This window comes from Arthrobacter sp. NPDC058192 (assembly GCF_042883665.1).
Taxonomy (GTDB): domain Bacteria; phylum Actinomycetota; class Actinomycetes; order Actinomycetales; family Micrococcaceae; genus Arthrobacter.
Genome location: NZ_JBHVVJ010000006.1, coordinates 98,504 through 114,158, shown reverse-complemented (window position 1 = coordinate 114,158; position 15,655 = coordinate 98,504). Strand labels below are relative to the sequence as shown.

The 15,655-nt window shown below is 68.4% G+C and carries 14 protein-coding genes; 9 read left to right on the top strand and 5 right to left on the bottom strand.

Annotated elements, in window-relative coordinates:
* Positions 1-3: 3 nt before the first annotated feature.
* Positions 4-1,287 carry a branched-chain amino acid ABC transporter permease gene (locus tag ACFVVK_RS08195; protein WP_390265808.1) on the bottom strand — a complete coding sequence of 428 codons (1,284 nt, stop codon included), beginning with the start codon at positions 1,285-1,287 and terminating at the stop codon, positions 4-6.
* Between the two features lie 532 nt (positions 1,288-1,819).
* Here ACFVVK_RS08195 and ACFVVK_RS08190 point away from each other — a divergent pair.
* Both ACFVVK_RS08190 and ACFVVK_RS08185 read left to right on the top strand, forming a co-directional pair.
* A complete protein-coding gene (locus ACFVVK_RS08190; RefSeq protein ID WP_390265806.1) occupies positions 1,820-2,728 on the top strand; it encodes a hypothetical protein in 909 nt (302 codons plus the stop codon).
* Between the two features lie 58 nt (positions 2,729-2,786).
* Positions 2,787-3,704 carry a Bax inhibitor-1/YccA family protein gene (locus ACFVVK_RS08185; RefSeq protein ID WP_390265804.1) on the top strand — a complete coding sequence of 306 codons (918 nt, stop codon included), beginning with the start codon at positions 2,787-2,789 and terminating at the stop codon, positions 3,702-3,704.
* 106 nt (positions 3,705-3,810) lie between these two features.
* Here ACFVVK_RS08185 and ACFVVK_RS08180 read toward each other — a convergent pair whose 3' ends face one another.
* The gene (locus ACFVVK_RS08180) at positions 3,811-5,049 is read right to left on the bottom strand and encodes an acetyl-CoA C-acetyltransferase (protein WP_390265802.1); all 1,239 of its coding nucleotides are present in this window, start codon (positions 5,047-5,049) and stop codon (positions 3,811-3,813) included.
* A 20-nt stretch (positions 5,050-5,069) separates the two neighbouring features.
* A complete protein-coding gene (gene galK, locus ACFVVK_RS08175) occupies positions 5,070-6,230 on the bottom strand; it encodes a galactokinase (RefSeq protein WP_390265800.1) in 1,161 nt (386 codons plus the stop codon).
* A gap of 76 nt (positions 6,231-6,306) precedes the next feature.
* On the opposite strand from galK, the gene ACFVVK_RS08170 reads away from it, so the two are divergent.
* From ACFVVK_RS08170 to ACFVVK_RS08155, 4 genes are all read left to right on the top strand, one after another.
* Positions 6,307-7,272: an aldose 1-epimerase family protein gene (locus ACFVVK_RS08170; RefSeq protein ID WP_390265798.1), complete on the top strand. Its 966-nt coding sequence runs from the start codon at positions 6,307-6,309 to the stop codon at positions 7,270-7,272.
* Between the two features lie 137 nt (positions 7,273-7,409).
* Positions 7,410-8,735 carry an AI-2E family transporter gene (locus ACFVVK_RS08165; RefSeq protein WP_390265796.1) on the top strand — a complete coding sequence of 442 codons (1,326 nt, stop codon included), beginning with the start codon at positions 7,410-7,412 and terminating at the stop codon, positions 8,733-8,735.
* 21 nt (positions 8,736-8,756) lie between these two features.
* Positions 8,757-9,995, top strand: a complete 1,239-nt coding sequence (ilvA, locus tag ACFVVK_RS08160; protein ID WP_390265794.1) for a threonine ammonia-lyase — start codon at positions 8,757-8,759, stop codon at positions 9,993-9,995.
* Positions 9,996-10,005: 10 nt separating this feature from the next.
* On the top strand, positions 10,006-10,632 hold the full coding sequence (locus ACFVVK_RS08155) for a rhomboid family intramembrane serine protease (protein ID WP_390265792.1): 627 nt from the start codon (positions 10,006-10,008) through the stop codon (positions 10,630-10,632).
* 88 nt (positions 10,633-10,720) lie between these two features.
* Here ACFVVK_RS08155 and greA read toward each other — a convergent pair whose 3' ends face one another.
* Together greA and ACFVVK_RS08145 are read right to left on the bottom strand one after the other, a co-directional pair.
* The gene (gene greA, locus ACFVVK_RS08150) at positions 10,721-11,215 is read right to left on the bottom strand and encodes a transcription elongation factor GreA (protein ID WP_390265790.1); all 495 of its coding nucleotides are present in this window, start codon (positions 11,213-11,215) and stop codon (positions 10,721-10,723) included.
* Positions 11,216-11,402: 187 nt separating this feature from the next.
* On the bottom strand, positions 11,403-11,855 hold the full coding sequence (locus ACFVVK_RS08145; protein ID WP_390265788.1) for a DUF4307 domain-containing protein: 453 nt from the start codon (positions 11,853-11,855) through the stop codon (positions 11,403-11,405).
* A 135-nt stretch (positions 11,856-11,990) separates the two neighbouring features.
* Here ACFVVK_RS08145 and mca point away from each other — a divergent pair, with 135 nt between their 5' ends.
* The 3 genes from mca (at position 11,991) to ACFVVK_RS08130 (ending at position 15,580) form a co-directional block, all read left to right on the top strand.
* On the top strand, positions 11,991-12,896 hold the full coding sequence (gene mca, locus ACFVVK_RS08140) for a mycothiol conjugate amidase Mca (RefSeq protein ID WP_390265786.1): 906 nt from the start codon (positions 11,991-11,993) through the stop codon (positions 12,894-12,896).
* An 85-nt stretch (positions 12,897-12,981) separates the two neighbouring features.
* On the top strand, positions 12,982-13,299 hold the full coding sequence (locus ACFVVK_RS08135; protein WP_390265784.1) for a hypothetical protein: 318 nt from the start codon (positions 12,982-12,984) through the stop codon (positions 13,297-13,299).
* Positions 13,277-15,580: a thioredoxin domain-containing protein gene (locus tag ACFVVK_RS08130; RefSeq protein WP_390265782.1), complete on the top strand. Its 2,304-nt coding sequence runs from the start codon at positions 13,277-13,279 to the stop codon at positions 15,578-15,580. The genes ACFVVK_RS08135 and ACFVVK_RS08130 overlap by 23 nt, the downstream gene beginning before the upstream one ends.
* The last annotated feature ends 75 nt before the right edge of the window (positions 15,581-15,655 follow it).

Below are 15,655 nucleotides of genomic sequence, written 5' to 3'. Positions count from 1 at the left end.
CTCCTAACCCACGCGCTCGCGGCGGCCCAGAATGCCCTGAGGCCGGAACAAGAGGACAACAATCATGATGAACAACGCTCCCACGTATTTGAGGTCGGCGGCGAGGCCGAACACGGTGGTCAGCTCCACGAAGATGCCGACGATGATTGAACCAACCAGGGCGCCCCAGACAGTGCCGAGGCCGCCCAGGGTGACACTGGCAAAGATGAGCAGCAGGATCTGCGAGCCCATGTCGAAGGTGACGCCGGGCCGGTAGTAGGCCCAGAGGATGCCGCCGAGGGCGGCAAGCATGCCGCCGACCACCCAGACGATCCGGATGACGAAGTCGACGTCGATCCCGGAGGCGGCGGCGAGCGCCGGGTTGTCGGCCACAGCGCGGGTGGCCTTGCCCAGGCGCGTCTTGAGCAGGACGACGCCGAGGGCAGCGATCACGATGGCGCTGACGAGCAGCGACAAGAGGTTGTTGGGGGAGATGGAGACCGGGCCGATCAGGATTTCCGCACTCTGGGCAAACGGCAGCTGCTGGGTGGCGCCTCCGAAGTAGAACTGGATCACGTAGCGGACGGCCAAAGCGAGGCCGATGCTGACGATCATCATCGGGACAAGGCCGGTGCCGCGGCGGCGCAGCGGCTTCCACAGGCCCGCATCCTGGACGTAGCCGAACAATCCGCCGCCGATGACGGCCAGGAGGATGGCAAGCCAGAACGGCAACTGCATCGCGTTGAACGCGAAGACGAGGACGGCGCCGAGGGTGACCATTTCACCGTGGGCGAAGTTCGTCAGGCCGGTGGTGCCGAAGATCAGCGACAGGCCTACTGCCGCCAGGGCGAGCAGCAGGCCGAAGCTCAGGCCGGCCACGAGCCGGTTGAGCAGGTTCTGCCCGAAGTTTTGCTCCGCTACGACGATGCCCTTGCCAAAAGCAAAGATCACCGAGAGGTTCGAGGTCTGGCTGAACGTCACCTTGCGGGGGTTCTCCTGGCCCTCGGCCAGCTTGATGCCCTGCGGCAGCGTGGACTCGTCCAGTTTGACCTCGTAGGTGCCTTGCGTGGGGACGCCGATGGTCCAGGCGCCGTTGGGCCCCGATTTGGCCGTTCCCGTGAAGCTGCCGTTAGTGGCGGTGATCGTTACTCCGGGGACCGGCGCCCGGTCGTCTCCGCGCAAGAATCCGCTGATGCTGTTGGTGAATTGCGTGGCCGACGGGGATGGTGTCGGCGAGGGGGTCGCAGCACCGGATGCCGGGGCTATGACGAGCAGTAGCGCAGCCACGGCGGCGGATACAGCCCCCACAGCCCTCAGTAGTCTGCCGCGCCGTCTCTGCGACAGGCCGCTCGTTGTGCTTCTCAAATTGAAAACCTCCACATGGGGGTGATGGGGGTTGCGCCATTGCAACCGTTGCGAACGGTCAGGAGGACCGGCCCTCGCGAGCGGATCGCTTGTGAGGTCCGTCACCCTGTGTGGCCTATGCTACAGCGCGGGTGGGCCCGTGAATGCGGCTGCGAGCAGGCAGAACGTCGCGATCGGGTAACAACCGTGTAGTCCGGCCGCAACCTATCTTTAGTGCTGCTAAAGAAAACTTTTGTTGATCCGGAGTATGCCTAAACAGTGGAGCTCTCTGGCTTCCGAGCTGGCCGCAAGGCGCCCTGCAGCAACCCCGCCGTTCAAGGTTTTTCCAAGTCCTGCGGCGTTATGGTGCCAACAGCGCCGCTGCCCGCCCGAACCAACCCCTTCCAGAGCCTAGGTCCGGAGCCGAACCCCGGAAAATGGATCAGGGACCCGGGCCCGGCGCCGCAAGCAGTGGCCGAACGTGGAGGGCCGACCGATGAACCGGGTGGTCAAGCTGTGCCTCGCGGGCTCGCTGGCGCTGGCGATCCTGGGCATTCCGGCGCTCAGCCTCGGGCCCCAGACGGCCGGGGCCCAGGGCTGCGTACCGTCCCGGGCGTCACCGCCTGACCCGTATCCGGGAACGACGGCGGCTGCCTCGGACTTCGAATCCGGCACCCTGGACGGGTTCGCCGTCGCCACCTCCGGTACCGGGGACGCCTCGGTCTCCGCCGGGTTGTCCCGCTCCGGAAACTGTGCCGCCGTCCTGCACACCACCACGGCACCCGGCTCCCTCGCCAGGGTGACAGTGGATCTGACGCCCGGCGCTACCGAGGCGTATGCAGACGGCTGGTTCCACATCGCCGCCGAGGGGATGGCGGGGAATAACGTTCCTTACTTCAGGTTCTTTTCCGGCCGTGTCCGCGTCCTGGATGTTTTCAGGCAAAACATCTCCGGCGAACTGGTGCTCCGGACGTCGGCTCCGACAGGGTTCATCTACACGACACTGAGGCAGTATGTTTCCACGGTCTCTTGGCACAGGCTGGTGATGCACGTGGTCCCCAACGGTCCCGGGACGAAGATCCAGATCTGGTGGGACGGCCGTTCCGTCTACGCGGGCACCCTCAATGTCCCGGCCACGACTGTCGATACAGTGCAGCTTGGCTCCGAACACGACCAGCAGATGGCCGACATCTACGTGGACGACGTCGTTGTCAACAGCCGAACGGGTACCCCGGCGCCGGTTCCCGGACGGCTTCCGGAACCAAAGGGGGATCCGTCGAAGCGGGTCAGTGATTTCCGGGGTGACCGGGCAGGCGTGGTCCTGGCCTATAAGGTCACGGTTCGATTGCGGCGGCTTCACGGGGGAACTATGCCTGCCCGTCAGGCGTGGAAATTGGTAGCGTGACTATATATCGTCCGCATCGCACCGGATCATCACCCACCCTAATTGGAGGACACCCGCAATGTCAGCTGGCGGAAACCCGATCTTCAGCGGAAAGAATTTCCGTGAAGCCACCCAGGCGCCACCTGCCATGCAGGCGCCCTACGGCCAGAATTCCTACGGCCAGAACCCCTACGGCCAGAACCCGGGCCAGTTCAGGGATGCCCCGGGCGCGTGGAGTTCCGCCCAGCAGGGCATGAGCCAGGAGCAGCTCCAGGACCTGTACAACCGCCCGGCGGCCGGCCCTGCCGACATCGGCCGGATGACGTACGACGACGTCATCGTCAAGACTGCCGGGTGCCTCGGCGTCCTGGTGGTCGGCGCCGCAATGGCGCTGGCCGTCCCGCAGGGCACGGGATCCATGCTGATGATCCTCGGTGCGCTGGGCGGCTTCGTCCTCGCGATGGTCAACACGTTCAAGAAGCAGCCGTCCCCGGCGCTGATCCTGGCCTATGCGCTGCTGGAAGGATTCTTCCTCGGCGGCCTGACCCGGATCCTGGACAACCTGTTCCCGGGGGTCGGCATCCAGGCCGTGGTGGGGACGCTGTCCGTCTTCGCCGTGACACTGGTGCTGTTCAAGAGCGGCAAGGTCCGCGCGACGCCCAAGCTCATGCGGTTCTTCATGATCGCCTTGATCGGCTACGCGGTGTTCGCCCTCATCAACATGTTCATGATGATGACCGGGGCCGTGACCACGCCGTTCGGCCTGAGCACCAGCATGGAGATCTTCGGTATCCCGCTGGGCGTCTTCATCGGCGTGCTCGCCATCGGGCTGGCCGCGTTCTCCCTGATTATGGACTTCACCAGCATTGAGGCGGCCATCAGCGCCGGCGCTCCGCAGCGTTTCTCGTGGACGGCGGCCTTCGGTCTCACGGTCACGCTCGTCTGGCTGTATGTCGAGATCATCCGCCTGCTGGCCATCCTCCGCGGTGACGAGTAACTGCCGTCGTTCTGAAACGATGTTCTAAGACAAGGAGGAGCCCCGCCGGATGGCGGGGCTCCTCCATTTAAGCCGCTGTTTCAGCCCTCCGGCGCCCGCTCGGGCGTCAGCTGAGCCGCTCCAGCACCACCGCCATGCCTTGGCCGCCGCCGACGCAGAGCGTGGCCAGGCCCAGGGAGCCGTCACGGGCGCGGAGCCCGTTGAGCAACGTGGAGGTCATGCGTGCGCCGGTCATGCCGAAGGGGTGTCCGAGGGCGATGGCGCCGCCGTGGACGTTGAGCTTGTCCGGGTCAATGGCCAGCTCCCGTGCGCTCGCCACCACCTGGACCGCGAAGGCTTCGTTGAGTTCCACCAGGTCCATGTCGCCGATTGTCAGGCCGGCGAGTGCGAGCGCGCGGCGGGTCGCCTCCACCGGTCCCATCCCCATCAGCTCCGGTGACAGGGCACTGACGCCGGTGGAAACGATCCGCGCCAGCGGCTCGAGCCCCAGCTCGCGGGCGCGCGTGTCACTCATGACCACGACGGCGGCCGCCCCGTCATTGAGCGGACACGCGTTCCCGGCCGTCACGGTGCCGCCGCTGCGGAAGACCGGCTGCAGCGCAGCTACGGCGTCGGCCGTCACACCCGGCCGGGGTGAGTCGTCGCGGTCCACCACCGAGCCGTCGGCGCGGGTGTAGGGCGTGATTTCGCGGGAGTAGAACCCTGCGGTGATGGCCCTCTCGGCCCGGTTCTGGCTCAGCACCGCCCAATCGTCCTGGTCCGCGCGGCTGATCCCATAGCTTGTCGCGACGTTTTCGGCCGTCTGTCCCATGGCGATGTACACGTCCGGCATCCGGCCGCCCAGGCGCGGGTCGGTCCACGGCGTGTTCGAGGCGGCACGGGACTCGGTGCGTTTCCGCGCCGCCATGAACCGCGGGTTGTGGGTGCCCGCGTCGGTCTCGCCCGCACCGGCCCATTCCCGGTAACGGGACACCGACTCCACGCCGGCGGCAACAAACGCCTGGCCCTCGCCCGCCTTGACGGCGTGGAACGCCATCCGGAGCGTCTGCAGGCTGGAGGCGCAAAAGCGGTTGACCGTGGCGGCCGGAACGTTGTCCAGCCCGGCCAGGATGCTGACCACGCGCGCCATGTTGGAGCCGGCCTCGCCGCTGGGCTCGGCGCAGCCCAGATAGATGTCATCCAGGCCGCGCCCCGGCCCCGCCGCAGCGTCGAACGCCGGAATCCGGCCGAGGGCCGCCGTGACCATGGCGGCGGCCAGATCGTCAGGCCGTTCGTCCTTCAGGGAGCCCTTGAAGGCGCGCCCGATCGGGCTCCTGGCGGTGGAGACGACGACGGCTTCGCTCATGCGCCCAGACTACGCCCCGCCTACGCCAGCCGCATGGCCCCTGCCCCGGGACGGACGCTGAAGATCTCCGGCGCGGCGTACCCCGCCCGGGCGAAGGCCTGCTCGACGGCGGAACGCACCTGCTGCGCCGAACCCGCCGGGGTGAGGGCGATCGCTGAACCGCCGAAGCCCCCGCCGGTCATGCGGGCGCCGATGGCGCCGGCCGACCGCGCCGTGTCCACGGCAAGGTCCAGCTCAGCACAGGAGATCTCGAAGTCATCCCGCATCGAGGCATGGGATGCATCCAGCAGGGGGCCGATGGCGCCGGGCCCCAGCGTGTCCAGCAGCTCCACCGTCTGCAGCACGCGGTCGTTTTCGGTAACGACGTGGCGGACGCGACGGAACGTCTCCGGGTCGAGGAGTCCGCTGGCCTCCTCGAGATCCTCGAGCCCGACGTCGCGCAGGGCCGCTACGCCGAGCACCTGGGCGGCAAGCTCGCACGATTCCCGCCGAGCCGCATATTCGCCGCCGGCATGTGAATGGGAGACCCTGGTGTCGATGACGAGGAGCACCAGCCCGGCGGCGTCGGCGTCGAACGGGACCAGCCGGACGGCCTGGTCCCGGCAGTCGAGGAAGACGGCGTGGCCGGCGGTGGCCCGGAGCGAGGCGGACTGGTCCATGATGCCGGTCGGGGCTCCGACGAAGTCGTTTTCCGCCCGCTGTGTGGCCAGCACCATGTCCTGGACGGAGAGCCCGGCGGCCGTGAGCTCGTTCAGTGCCGAAATCACGGCGCATTCAATGGCATGGGAGGACGACAGGCCGGCACCGCGCGGGACATCGGAATCCAGCAGCAGATCCACGCCGGGAACCCGGCGCCCGTCCTGCTGAAGAGACCAGATGACGCCCAGCGGGTACTTCGTCCACCCCCGGGCAGCCGCGCGGGACAGGGAGCCGGTGTCCGCCGTCGTCAGCCCCTGATTCCCAAAGGTCGACAGCATGCGGGTGGTTGAATCCGGCCGCACCTTGACCGCCACCCGGGCAGCCCGGTCGATCGCGAACGGCAGGACGAAGCCCTCGTTGTAGTCGGTGTGCTCGCCGATGAGGTTGACCCGTCCCGGTGCCCGCCACACGCCGTCGGGCCGGGCGCCAAAGACCTCCTCGAACCGGGCAGCGAGCCGGCTGCTGTCCAGGGAAGGGTTCATGGCCTGGCACCTGCGCTGCTGGAAGTCATGGAACCAAGGTATACGGGTTGCCGGGCAGGTCTGTACGGTGGTCACCATGGATCTCTCAGCGACGCCTTCGGCAACCGGCCCCGATGAAACCATGCGGCGGTACGCGACCGGACGGCAGTACGAGCTCCGGCGCGGCGACGCCCTGGCCGTCGTCACCGAACTCGCCGCCGGGCTGCGGCTCTACAGCCGCGGCGACACCGCCCTGACGGAGACCTATGGGGATGCCCAGATCCCGCCCGGCGCTACCGGAATCACCTTGGCGCCGTGGGCCAACCGGGTGGAAGACGGCGTCTGGTACCTCAACGGCAAGAAACTGCAGCTGGACATCACCGAGGTCTCCCGCAACAACGCCAGCCACGGGCTGCTGCGGAACTCCTCCTATGAACTGGTGGACGAGGACGAATTCTCTGTCACGCTGGAAGCGGCCGTCTTCCCGCAGCACGGCTACCCGTTCCTGCTGCGCCACCGCGTCCGCTATGAACTGGAGGAGGACCTCGGGCTGGCCGTGCGCCAGACCCTCATCAACGACTCGCAGGATCCGGCCCCGTTCGTGCTCGGCGCCCACCCGTACCTGCGTCTTGGTGACGTGCCCAGCGAGGACCTCACCGTGAGTGTGGATGCCGGGACCCGGCTTGTGGCCGATGACCGCCTCATCCCGCGCAGCACCGAGCCGGTCGGCGGCGACTTCGACCTGCGCGGCGGCCGGCTGACGGGGACCCTGGAGCTGGATTCGGCATACACGGACCTGGTTTTCGACGGCGGCGTCGCCCGGCACACGCTGCGGTCCCCGGACGGGCGGACGGTGAGCCTGTGGCAGGACGCGAGCTGCGGCTATGTCCATGTCTTCGTGACAACGGAATTCCCGGGCCGCACGAAGGCGGTCGCGATCGAACCGATGACCGGCCCGGCCAACGCGTTCAACAGCGGTGAAGGCCTCGGCTGGCTGGCGCCGGGGGAGCAGTTCGCGATGAACTGGGGCATCTCCGCCTCGCTCACCGGCACTGCAGGCTGACGCTGCCCGCTGACGGGCCCCCGGACACCGCCCCCGAACACTGACACTGGACGCTGGCACTGGGCGACCCGGCGGGCCGGCTGCTGGTTGCTGGTTGTCGGTTTCCCATTAGCCGGTTGCTGGGGAATTATGGGGCTATGACTCCAGCAGAGGACGCCGCAGCCCCCACAAGCCCCGCCGTCGCCGCCGCAGTTTCCGCCGCCGGGACCGCATCCCGTGCCGGGGCCAGGGCGCGGACCGACCGCGAGATTGACCAGGACATTCCCTATGGCGTGCGGATCGCTGCCGCCTGGGCGTGGCGCACGGGGCTGATCCTGCTCGTGATCGGGGCTCTGATCTGGATGCTCAGCCACGTCAGCTTCCTCATCATCCCGGTGCTCGTCGCCGCGCTCCTGGCCGGTCTCCTCAGCCCGGTGGTGCGTTGGCTGGTCCGGCGCCACGTGCCAAAGGGCCTGGCCGTCGCCATCACCATCCTCGGCTTCATCGGTGCCATCATCGGCGCGCTGACGTTGGTCGGGCGCCAGCTCATCCAAGGGTTCGGTGAGCTGTGGTCGCAGGCGCTCACGGGAGTCCAGCAGGTCCAGACATGGCTGTCGGAAGGCCCGCTGCACCTTACGGCCGCACAGATCGACAAATACATCGAGGACGCCACCGCCGCGCTGCAGAACAACAGCAGCAGTATCCTCAGCGGCGCGCTGACGTTCGGGAGCACGGCCGGGCACTTCGCCGCCGGCCTCGTGCTGGCGCTGTTCGTGCTGATCTTCTTTCTGCTCGAGGGCGACCGGATCTGGGCTTTCCTGGTCCGTCTTCTACCCCGAAGGGCGCGCCGCGCCACGGACGGTGCCGGACGCCGCGGCTGGGCTTCCATGGTCAGCTACGCCCGCATCCAGATGTTCGTCGCCTTCGTCGATGCCGTGGGGATCGGCGTCGGCGCCGCCATCATCGGCGTGCCGCTCGCCCTGCCCCTGGGCGTGCTGGTCTTCCTCGGTTCCTTCATCCCGGTGGTCGGCGCCCTCGTCACGGGTGCCATTGCCGTGCTCCTGGCGCTCGTGGCCAACGGTCCCGTAAACGCCCTCATCATGCTGGCGATTGTCCTTGGCGTCCAGCAGCTCGAGTCCCACATCCTGCAGCCGCTCGTCATGGGCAAGGCCGTAGCCCTCCACCCCGTGGCCGTCATCCTGTCCGTGGCGGCCGGTTCCTACCTCGCCGGAATCCCGGGGGCGCTCTTTTCCGTTCCGATCCTGGCCGTAGCAAATTCGTCGATTCGCTACATTGCCGGCAGAACGTGGGAACATGATGAAGTGCTGGAAACCGCGGAGGACGGGGGCAACCCTGTTCTCGAACCGGGCGCTGGCGCCACCTTCCAAGACGTCCACCTGCCCGGCAGCACCGCCGGCCGCGAGGACGCCGCACCCACCAGCGGTGCTCCCGGCAGCGATGCCGGACGCGGCACCGACGCCTGATCCGAAGAAGGAGAACAGTTCGTGAACACCCTTGAGAGCCTGCCCGTCACGCTGGACGATGTCCTGGAGGCGCAGAAGCTGCTCGACGGGATTATTACGCGGACGCCCGTGGAATCCTCCCGGGCCCTCGGCGGCCAGTTGGGCGCAGACGTCTTCTTCAAATGCGAGAACCTGCAGCGCGCGGGCTCGTTCAAGGTCCGCGGCGCCTATGTGCGGATGGCCAAGCTCTCCGACGCCGAAAAACAGCGCGGCGTGGTCGCGGCTTCCGCCGGCAACCACGCGCAGGGTGTGGCGGTCGCCGCGAAGAGCCTGGGCATCAAGGCCCGCATCTACATGCCGCTCGGCGTCGCGCTGCCCAAGCTCGCCGCCACCCGCAGCCACGGCGCCGAGGTGGTGCTGCACGGCCACAACGTGGACGAGGCGCTCGGCGAAGCGAAGCGCTACGCCGATGAAAGCGGTGCCGTCTTTGTCCACCCCTTCGACGACGTCGACGTCGTCGCCGGCCAGGGCACGGTCGGACTGGAAATCCTCGAACAGGTCCCCGACGTCGACACCATCCTCATGGGCGTCGGCGGCGGCGGCCTGCTCGCCGGCGTTTCCGTCGCCGTAAAGGCGCGCGCGAAGGAACTCGGCCGGAACATCCGCATCATCGGCGTCCAGGCCGAGAACGCCGCCGCGTACCCGCCCTCGCTCGCCGCCGACGCCCTCGTCCCGCTCAAGAAGGTCTCCACCATGGCGGACGGCATCGCCGTGGGCCGGCCGGGCCAGCTGCCGTTCAGCATCATCCGCGAACTCGTCGACGACGTCGTCACCGTCAGCGAAGACGCCCTGGCCAGGGCGCTGATCTTCCTGCTGGAGCGTGCCAAGATGGTGGTGGAACCTGCCGGGGCCGTCGGCGTCGCGGCGCTCATGGAAGGCAAGATCGAGAACCCCGGCACCGTTGCGGTGGTGCTCTCCGGCGGCAACATCGACCCCATGCTGATGCTCAAAGTGATCCAGCGCGGCCTCTCCGCGGACGGCCGCTACATGACGGTGCGCATGATGCTCGATGACCGTCCGGGCTCGCTCGCCACGATTGCCCGCATCATCGCCGAAAACGACGCCAACGTCACCGGTCTGGACCACACCCGGGTGGGCGGGTCCATCAGCATGGGCGACGTCTCCATCACCGTCAACCTGGAAACCAAGGGCCACGAGCACTGCCGCCAGGTCCTGGCGGCGCTGCGGGCCGAGGGCTTCCAGCCGATCGTGGTGCACTAGGGGGCGGGGCGTGGTGCTCGACGCGTCCCCGGGCGGCCGGCCCGGACCGGGGGATACCACCGCGGCGCGGGCCCGCCGGGGCCTGCTGGTGGTCGGTTCCTTCGTGGTGCTGCTCTATCTGATCGAACTGGTTAATATCGCGCTGTTCCACTCCCTGAACCGCACTTTCGGGCTGCGGCCGCGCAGCGCGGACGGAATCCTGGACATCCTGACGTTTCCGCTGCTGCACGCCAACCTCACCCACCTCATGTCCAACACGCTCCCGCTGATCATCTTCGGGTTCCTCGTGTTCCTGTCCGGGCTGCGGGTCTTCATCACGGCCCTGGCCGCCAGCTGGCTGGTGTCCGGGATCGTGGTGTGGTTCATCGGCGGCTCCAGCGTCACCGTCGGCGCGTCCGGACTCGTCTTCGGGCTGTTCTCGTTCCTGCTGGTCCGCGGTTTCGTCAACCGGAGCTGGTGGCAGATCGTGCTGTCCGTGGTGCTGTTCATGGCCTACGGCAGTATCCTCTTCGGCATCCTGCCCACGGTCGCAAGTTTCGTCTCGTGGCAGGCCCATCTGGGCGGGGCGATCGGCGGCGTGATCGCGGCGCTGCTGCTGAGCGGCCGCCGTGGCCGGCCGGCTGCCGTCGGACGCTGACCCCACTGGCCCAAAAAAACGACGCCGGCCTCCCCGCAAAGGGGAGACCGGCGTCGAACGTTCCGCTCCGGAACGTCAGCGTGCAGTACTAGCCGGAGTACGGCTTGGCGGAGATGATCTCCACCGTGATGGCCTTGCCGTTTGGCGCGGTGTAGCTGAGCTTGTCGCCCTCCTTGTGGCCGACAATGGCCGCGCCGAGGGGGGACTTCTCGCTGAAGACATCCAGATCCGAGTCGCCGGCGATCTCGCGGGAGCCGAGGAGGAAGGTTTCCTCGTCGCCGGCGATCCGGGCCACGACGATCATGCCGGGCTCCACGATGCCATCGTCCGCCGGGGCCTCGCCGACGTGGGCGTCGCGCAGAAGTACCGTGAGCTGGCGGATGCGGGCCTCAATCTTGCCCTGCTCCTCCTTGGCGGCGTGGTAGCCGCCATTTTCCTTGAGGTCGCCTTCCTGGCGCGCGGCTTCGATCTTCTGGACGATTTCTGCCCGGCCGGCGCCGGAAAGGTGGTCCAGCTCTGCCTTCAGGCGGTCAAAAGCTTCCTGGGTAAGCCAAGCCGCAGTTGCGCTGTTGGTGGTAGACACGGACTTCTCCTTTTGGGTGGTCATACAAGCAAAGACCCCGCCACGGTGGCCACTTCTAGAACGCAGTAACCAGCTCAGCGGGGGAAAGGTATTGATCCATTGTAGTCAATCCTGTGGACAAACCAAAGAGCGCTGCGGTGTAGATCACACCGTGTTGCGGTCCGCTGCCGGCCGCGGCCGGTCCCTGCTAGCGGCCGCCGTCGGGGATCCAGCAGCTGTCCACGACGGCGGAGACCGCCTGGGATTCCGTGTGCAGCTCGGTGCGGTGCGCGGTGGTGCGCCCGCCGTCCGTGCCGACGTCGGCGCCGTTGGGCCCGATGTCCAGCACTTTCCAGCCGACAATCGCGAACTTCGAGTCCATGGCCTTGACGGCGCATTTCGCATCCGCCGCAGGGTCCTTGGTCACCTGGAAGTCGATCGTCGTCAGGGTGGCGTCGGGGGTGCTGTAGCCGATGTCCTTGAAGCTGACACTGGCGGTGGCCGCCGAAACCGAGACCCAGGCCAGAAAGGCGATGCCCACGGCAAGGCAGGCGATCAGGATGTTGCGCTTGCCTTTGCGGGTCAGCGCGCGCTTTTGGCCGCCGTAACGATTGGCTAGGCTGGGAGATGCCGGCGCGGCAGGCTGATCCTTGAAAGTCACCAGTCCAGTTTAGTGTGGATCGGACCGGGATGATTCCCGCCGCGGCGTCCGCACGTATGGAGCAGCCGGAACAGAGCAATCCAAACCGATCCGCCCCGCCAAGAGCAGAACAGCAGAAAGAGGAGCCGTCCGCAGATGACAGCAGCCCCCAGCCCGTCAGCACCGCTTCGCCTGCTGGCGGTCCATGCTCATCCCGACGACGAATCCAGCAAGGGCGCGGCCACGATGGCCATGTACGCCGCCTCGGGCGTGGACGTCCTGGTGGCCACCTGCACTGACGGTTCCCGTGGTGACATCCAGAACCCCGCGATGGAGGGCAAACCGCATCCCAAGCGTGACATGGCCGGGGCGCGCCGGCTCGAGATGGATGCCGCGGCAAAGGTCCTGGGCGTCCGGCAGCGCTGGCTCGGCTTCGTCGACTCCGGGCTGCCCGAGGGAGACCCCCTGCCGCCCCTGCCGCCAGGGTGCTTCGCCCTTCAGCCGCTGGAGCTGGCTGCCGCGCCGCTGGTCCGGCTGGTCCGCGGCTTCAAGCCCCACGTGATCCTCAGCTACGACGAGAACGGCGGCTATCCGCACCCGGACCACATCATGGCCCACCGGGTGGCCGTCGAAGCGTTCGCGGCGGCCGGCGACCCGGCCCGGTACGAGGGCATCGGGCAGCCCTGGGCGCCCAGCAAGCTGTACTACGACCGGGCCTTCAGCCCGGACCGTTTCCGCGCACTCCACTTTGCGCTGGAAGAGGCCGGCCTGCAGTCCCCGTATGCCGAGCGGCTGGCCGCCTGGCTGGAAGCCGACGCCGAGGGGCACACCCCGCCGATGCCCACGCACGCCACCACCACCCAGATCGAGTGCGGGGACTTCTTCGAGGCCCGCGACGACGCGCTCCGGTCCCACCGGACCCAGGTGGACCCGGAGGGATTCTTCTTCGCTGTCTCCGCGGCCATGCAGCGCAAGGTCTGGCCGTGGGAGGACTACTCCCTGATCGAGTCCCGGGTCTCTTCGGAACTGCCGGAAAAGGATCTCTTCGCCGGGCTAAGATAGACGGTAACGAGATCTTCTATCCTGTGTAGAAAAGACACTGTAGATAAAGACACCGACACACCAATTTCCACAGAAGGTTTTCACCGTGCATTCCTTGCTCCTCGCCCTGGCAACATCCCCGGCGCCGACCCCCACGCCGTCGCTGCGCCCGGGCCTGTCCGAGGACCAGGTCACCCCGGGCCTGCTGGGCTTCCTGCTCACCGCCTTCATTGTGGTGCTGACCGCGTTTCTGATCGTGGACATGGTGCGGCGTATCCGCCGGGTACGCTACCGGGCGCAGGTGGAGGCCGAGCGCATGGCCGCCGAGGAGGCAGGCACCCCAGCCGACAGCACAGAGTTCCCCGCCGAGGGCCGGTCTTCCCGGCCGGAAGCCAACGGTGATGCGGGACCCGGAAACCGCTAGCCGCGGTGCACCCGACCCGCAGCCTGGAGCCTCGAACGCCCTGGCCGCGGAACCGTCTGCGTATTTGCGCCAGCACGCCGACAATCCTGTCCACTGGCAGCCGTTCGGCGACGCAGCCTTCGCCGCCGCGGCCGCCCGGGATGTGCCAGTGTTCCTCTCAATCGGCTATGCGGCCTGCCATTGGTGCCACGTCATGGCCCACGAATCCTTCGAGGACCAGGACACCGCCCAGTACCTGAACACGCACTTTGTCGCCGTCAAGGTGGACCGGGAAGAGCGCCCCGACGTCGACGCGGTCTACATGACCGCCACGCAGGCCGTCAGCGGCGAGGGTGGGTGGCCTATGTCGGTCTTTCTCCTGCCCGATGGCCGGGCCTTCCATGCGGGCACCTACTATCCTCCGCGGCCAATGCCGGGCCGTCCCTCCTTCCGGCAGGTCCTTGAAGCCGTGACCGAGGCCTGGACCGAGCGCCGCGGTGCCGTCGAAGCCAATGCAGCCGCCCTGGCGAGCGGCATCGCCGCGTCCGCGCCGGCAGCCGCGGTACGGTTCGACGGGCCGCCCCAGCCCTTGGACGCGGCGCTCCTGGGGGCGGCCGTCGGCGCCCTGTCCCGCGACGAGGACCAGAACCACGGCGGCTTCGGCGGCGCGCCCAAGTTCCCGCCCTCGGCCGTGCTCGAATTCCTGATCCGGCACGCCGCCGCCACATCGGACCCCAGGGACGGGGACACTGCGGCGTCGGACGCCAGGGACGAGGGCAGCGGAGAGCCGGACACCGCGGCGGCAGCCCGGGATATGGCCGGGCGCGCCCTGGCGGCCATGTCCCGGTCGGCGTTGTTCGACCAGCTCGACGGCGGCTTTGCCCGCTATTCGGTGACCGGGGACTGGTCCGTGCCGCATTTTGAGAAAATGCTCTACGACAACGCCCAGCTGCTGCGCGTCTACGTCCACTGGGTCCGGCTTGGCGGCACCCCGGAGTACCCGGCGGCCGAGGCCGCAGGCATCGCCGGGCAGACCGCCGACTGGCTCCTCTCCCGGCTGGGATTGCCGCGTGGGCCGGCGTCGGCGGCGGCACCGGAGGAAGCCCCCGCGCAGGGCACGACGCCGAACCCCGCACCGGGCTCCACACAGGGGAGACACCCCGAGGTGGTGGCCCTGGCGTCTTCGCTGGACGCCGACACGGTGGTCGACGGCGTGCACGCCGAGGGGGCAACCTACCTGTGGACCCCGGCCGGGCTCGAGGAACTGTTGGGTCCGGATGACGGGGCGGCCGTGGCGGACCTCATGAATGTCCGCACGCCGGGGAGCGTCACCGCCGACGGCTCTCCGCTGCACCCGGGCAAGGAGATTGCCGGCGGCGACGCCGAACTGTGGGACAGGGTGCGTCCGGTACTGGCCCAGGCGCGCCTGGCACGCCCGCAGCCGGGCCGGGATGACAAGGTGGTGGCCGGCTGGAATGGGCTGGCCGTCGCGGCGCTCGCCGATGCCGGGGCCGTCCTGGGGCGGCCGGAGCTTGTGGACGCCGCGGAACGGATCGCGGCGTATCTCGAACGCGTGCACTGGCAGCTGCCCCGCAACGGCCCCGGCCGGCTCGTCCGTGTTTCCCACGGCGGCGCCGCGCGGGGGATCGGCGGCCTGCTGGAGGACTACGCTTTTTGCACCGAAGGCCTCTTCGCGCTCTACGCGGCTACGGGGCACACCCGCTGGTATGACCTCGCCGGAGCCATGCTGGACGCGGCCCGGGAGCGGTTCGCAGCCGACGGCGGCCTGAAGGACACTGCGGGGGAGTCGGCGCAGGTCACCGCTGCCCAAGGCGGCCGGGACGGGCTGGAGCTGTTCGACAGCGCCGCACCCAGCGGTGCCGCCGCGCTGGCCGGGGCGCTCCTGACCCACTCAGCGCTGTCCGGGTCCTTCGGACACCGCGCCTTCGCCGGCAACATCCTCTCCCTTCTGCCGCCACTTGCGGTCCGGGCGCCCAGGGCGGCGGGCTGGCTGCTCGCGACCGCCCAGGCCGCACTCGCCGGTCCGGTCGAGGCTGCCGTGGCCGGGCCGGACACCCCGGAACGGGCTGCGCTCCACCGGGAACTGCTGCTCTCCGCCAGCCCCGGGCTGGTGATCGCGGTCCAGGACGACGGCGCGGCCCGGCCCGTGCCGCTGCTCCGGGGCCGCGGCGCCGCTCCGGAGGGCGGTCCGCAGGTGTTCCTGTGCCGCGGCATGGTGTGCGACCGGCCCGTGGTGTCGGTCGAAGGGCTGCGCGAGCAACTGGCTGGGATGGCCGGATGACGTCGCACTAACATCAAAGGCGGGGAGAAGCCGCGCAGTCCAGGGGAGCAGCGCTGACCCTAGGCTCCGGCCGGC

What these genes read in the sequence shown, in the direction of transcription:
- ACFVVK_RS08190 (WP_390265806.1), top strand. Translation starts at nt 1,820, where the DNA reads ATGAACCGGGTGGTCAAGCTGTGCCTCGCGGGCTCGCTGGCGCTGGCG.
- ACFVVK_RS08185 (WP_390265804.1), top strand. Translation starts at nt 2,787, where the DNA reads ATGTCAGCTGGCGGAAACCCGATCTTCAGCGGAAAGAATTTCCGTGAA.
- ACFVVK_RS08180 (WP_390265802.1), bottom strand. Translation starts at nt 5,049, where the DNA reads ATGAGCGAAGCCGTCGTCGTCTCCACCGCCAGGAGCCCGATCGGGCGC.
- galK (WP_390265800.1), bottom strand. Translation starts at nt 6,230, where the DNA reads ATGAACCCTTCCCTGGACAGCAGCCGGCTCGCTGCCCGGTTCGAGGAG.
- ACFVVK_RS08170 (WP_390265798.1), top strand. Translation starts at nt 6,307, where the DNA reads ATGGATCTCTCAGCGACGCCTTCGGCAACCGGCCCCGATGAAACCATG.
- ACFVVK_RS08165 (WP_390265796.1), top strand. Translation starts at nt 7,410, where the DNA reads ATGACTCCAGCAGAGGACGCCGCAGCCCCCACAAGCCCCGCCGTCGCC.
- mca (WP_390265786.1), top strand. Translation starts at nt 11,991, where the DNA reads ATGACAGCAGCCCCCAGCCCGTCAGCACCGCTTCGCCTGCTGGCGGTC.
- ACFVVK_RS08130 (WP_390265782.1), top strand. Translation starts at nt 13,277, where the DNA reads ATGCGGGACCCGGAAACCGCTAGCCGCGGTGCACCCGACCCGCAGCCT.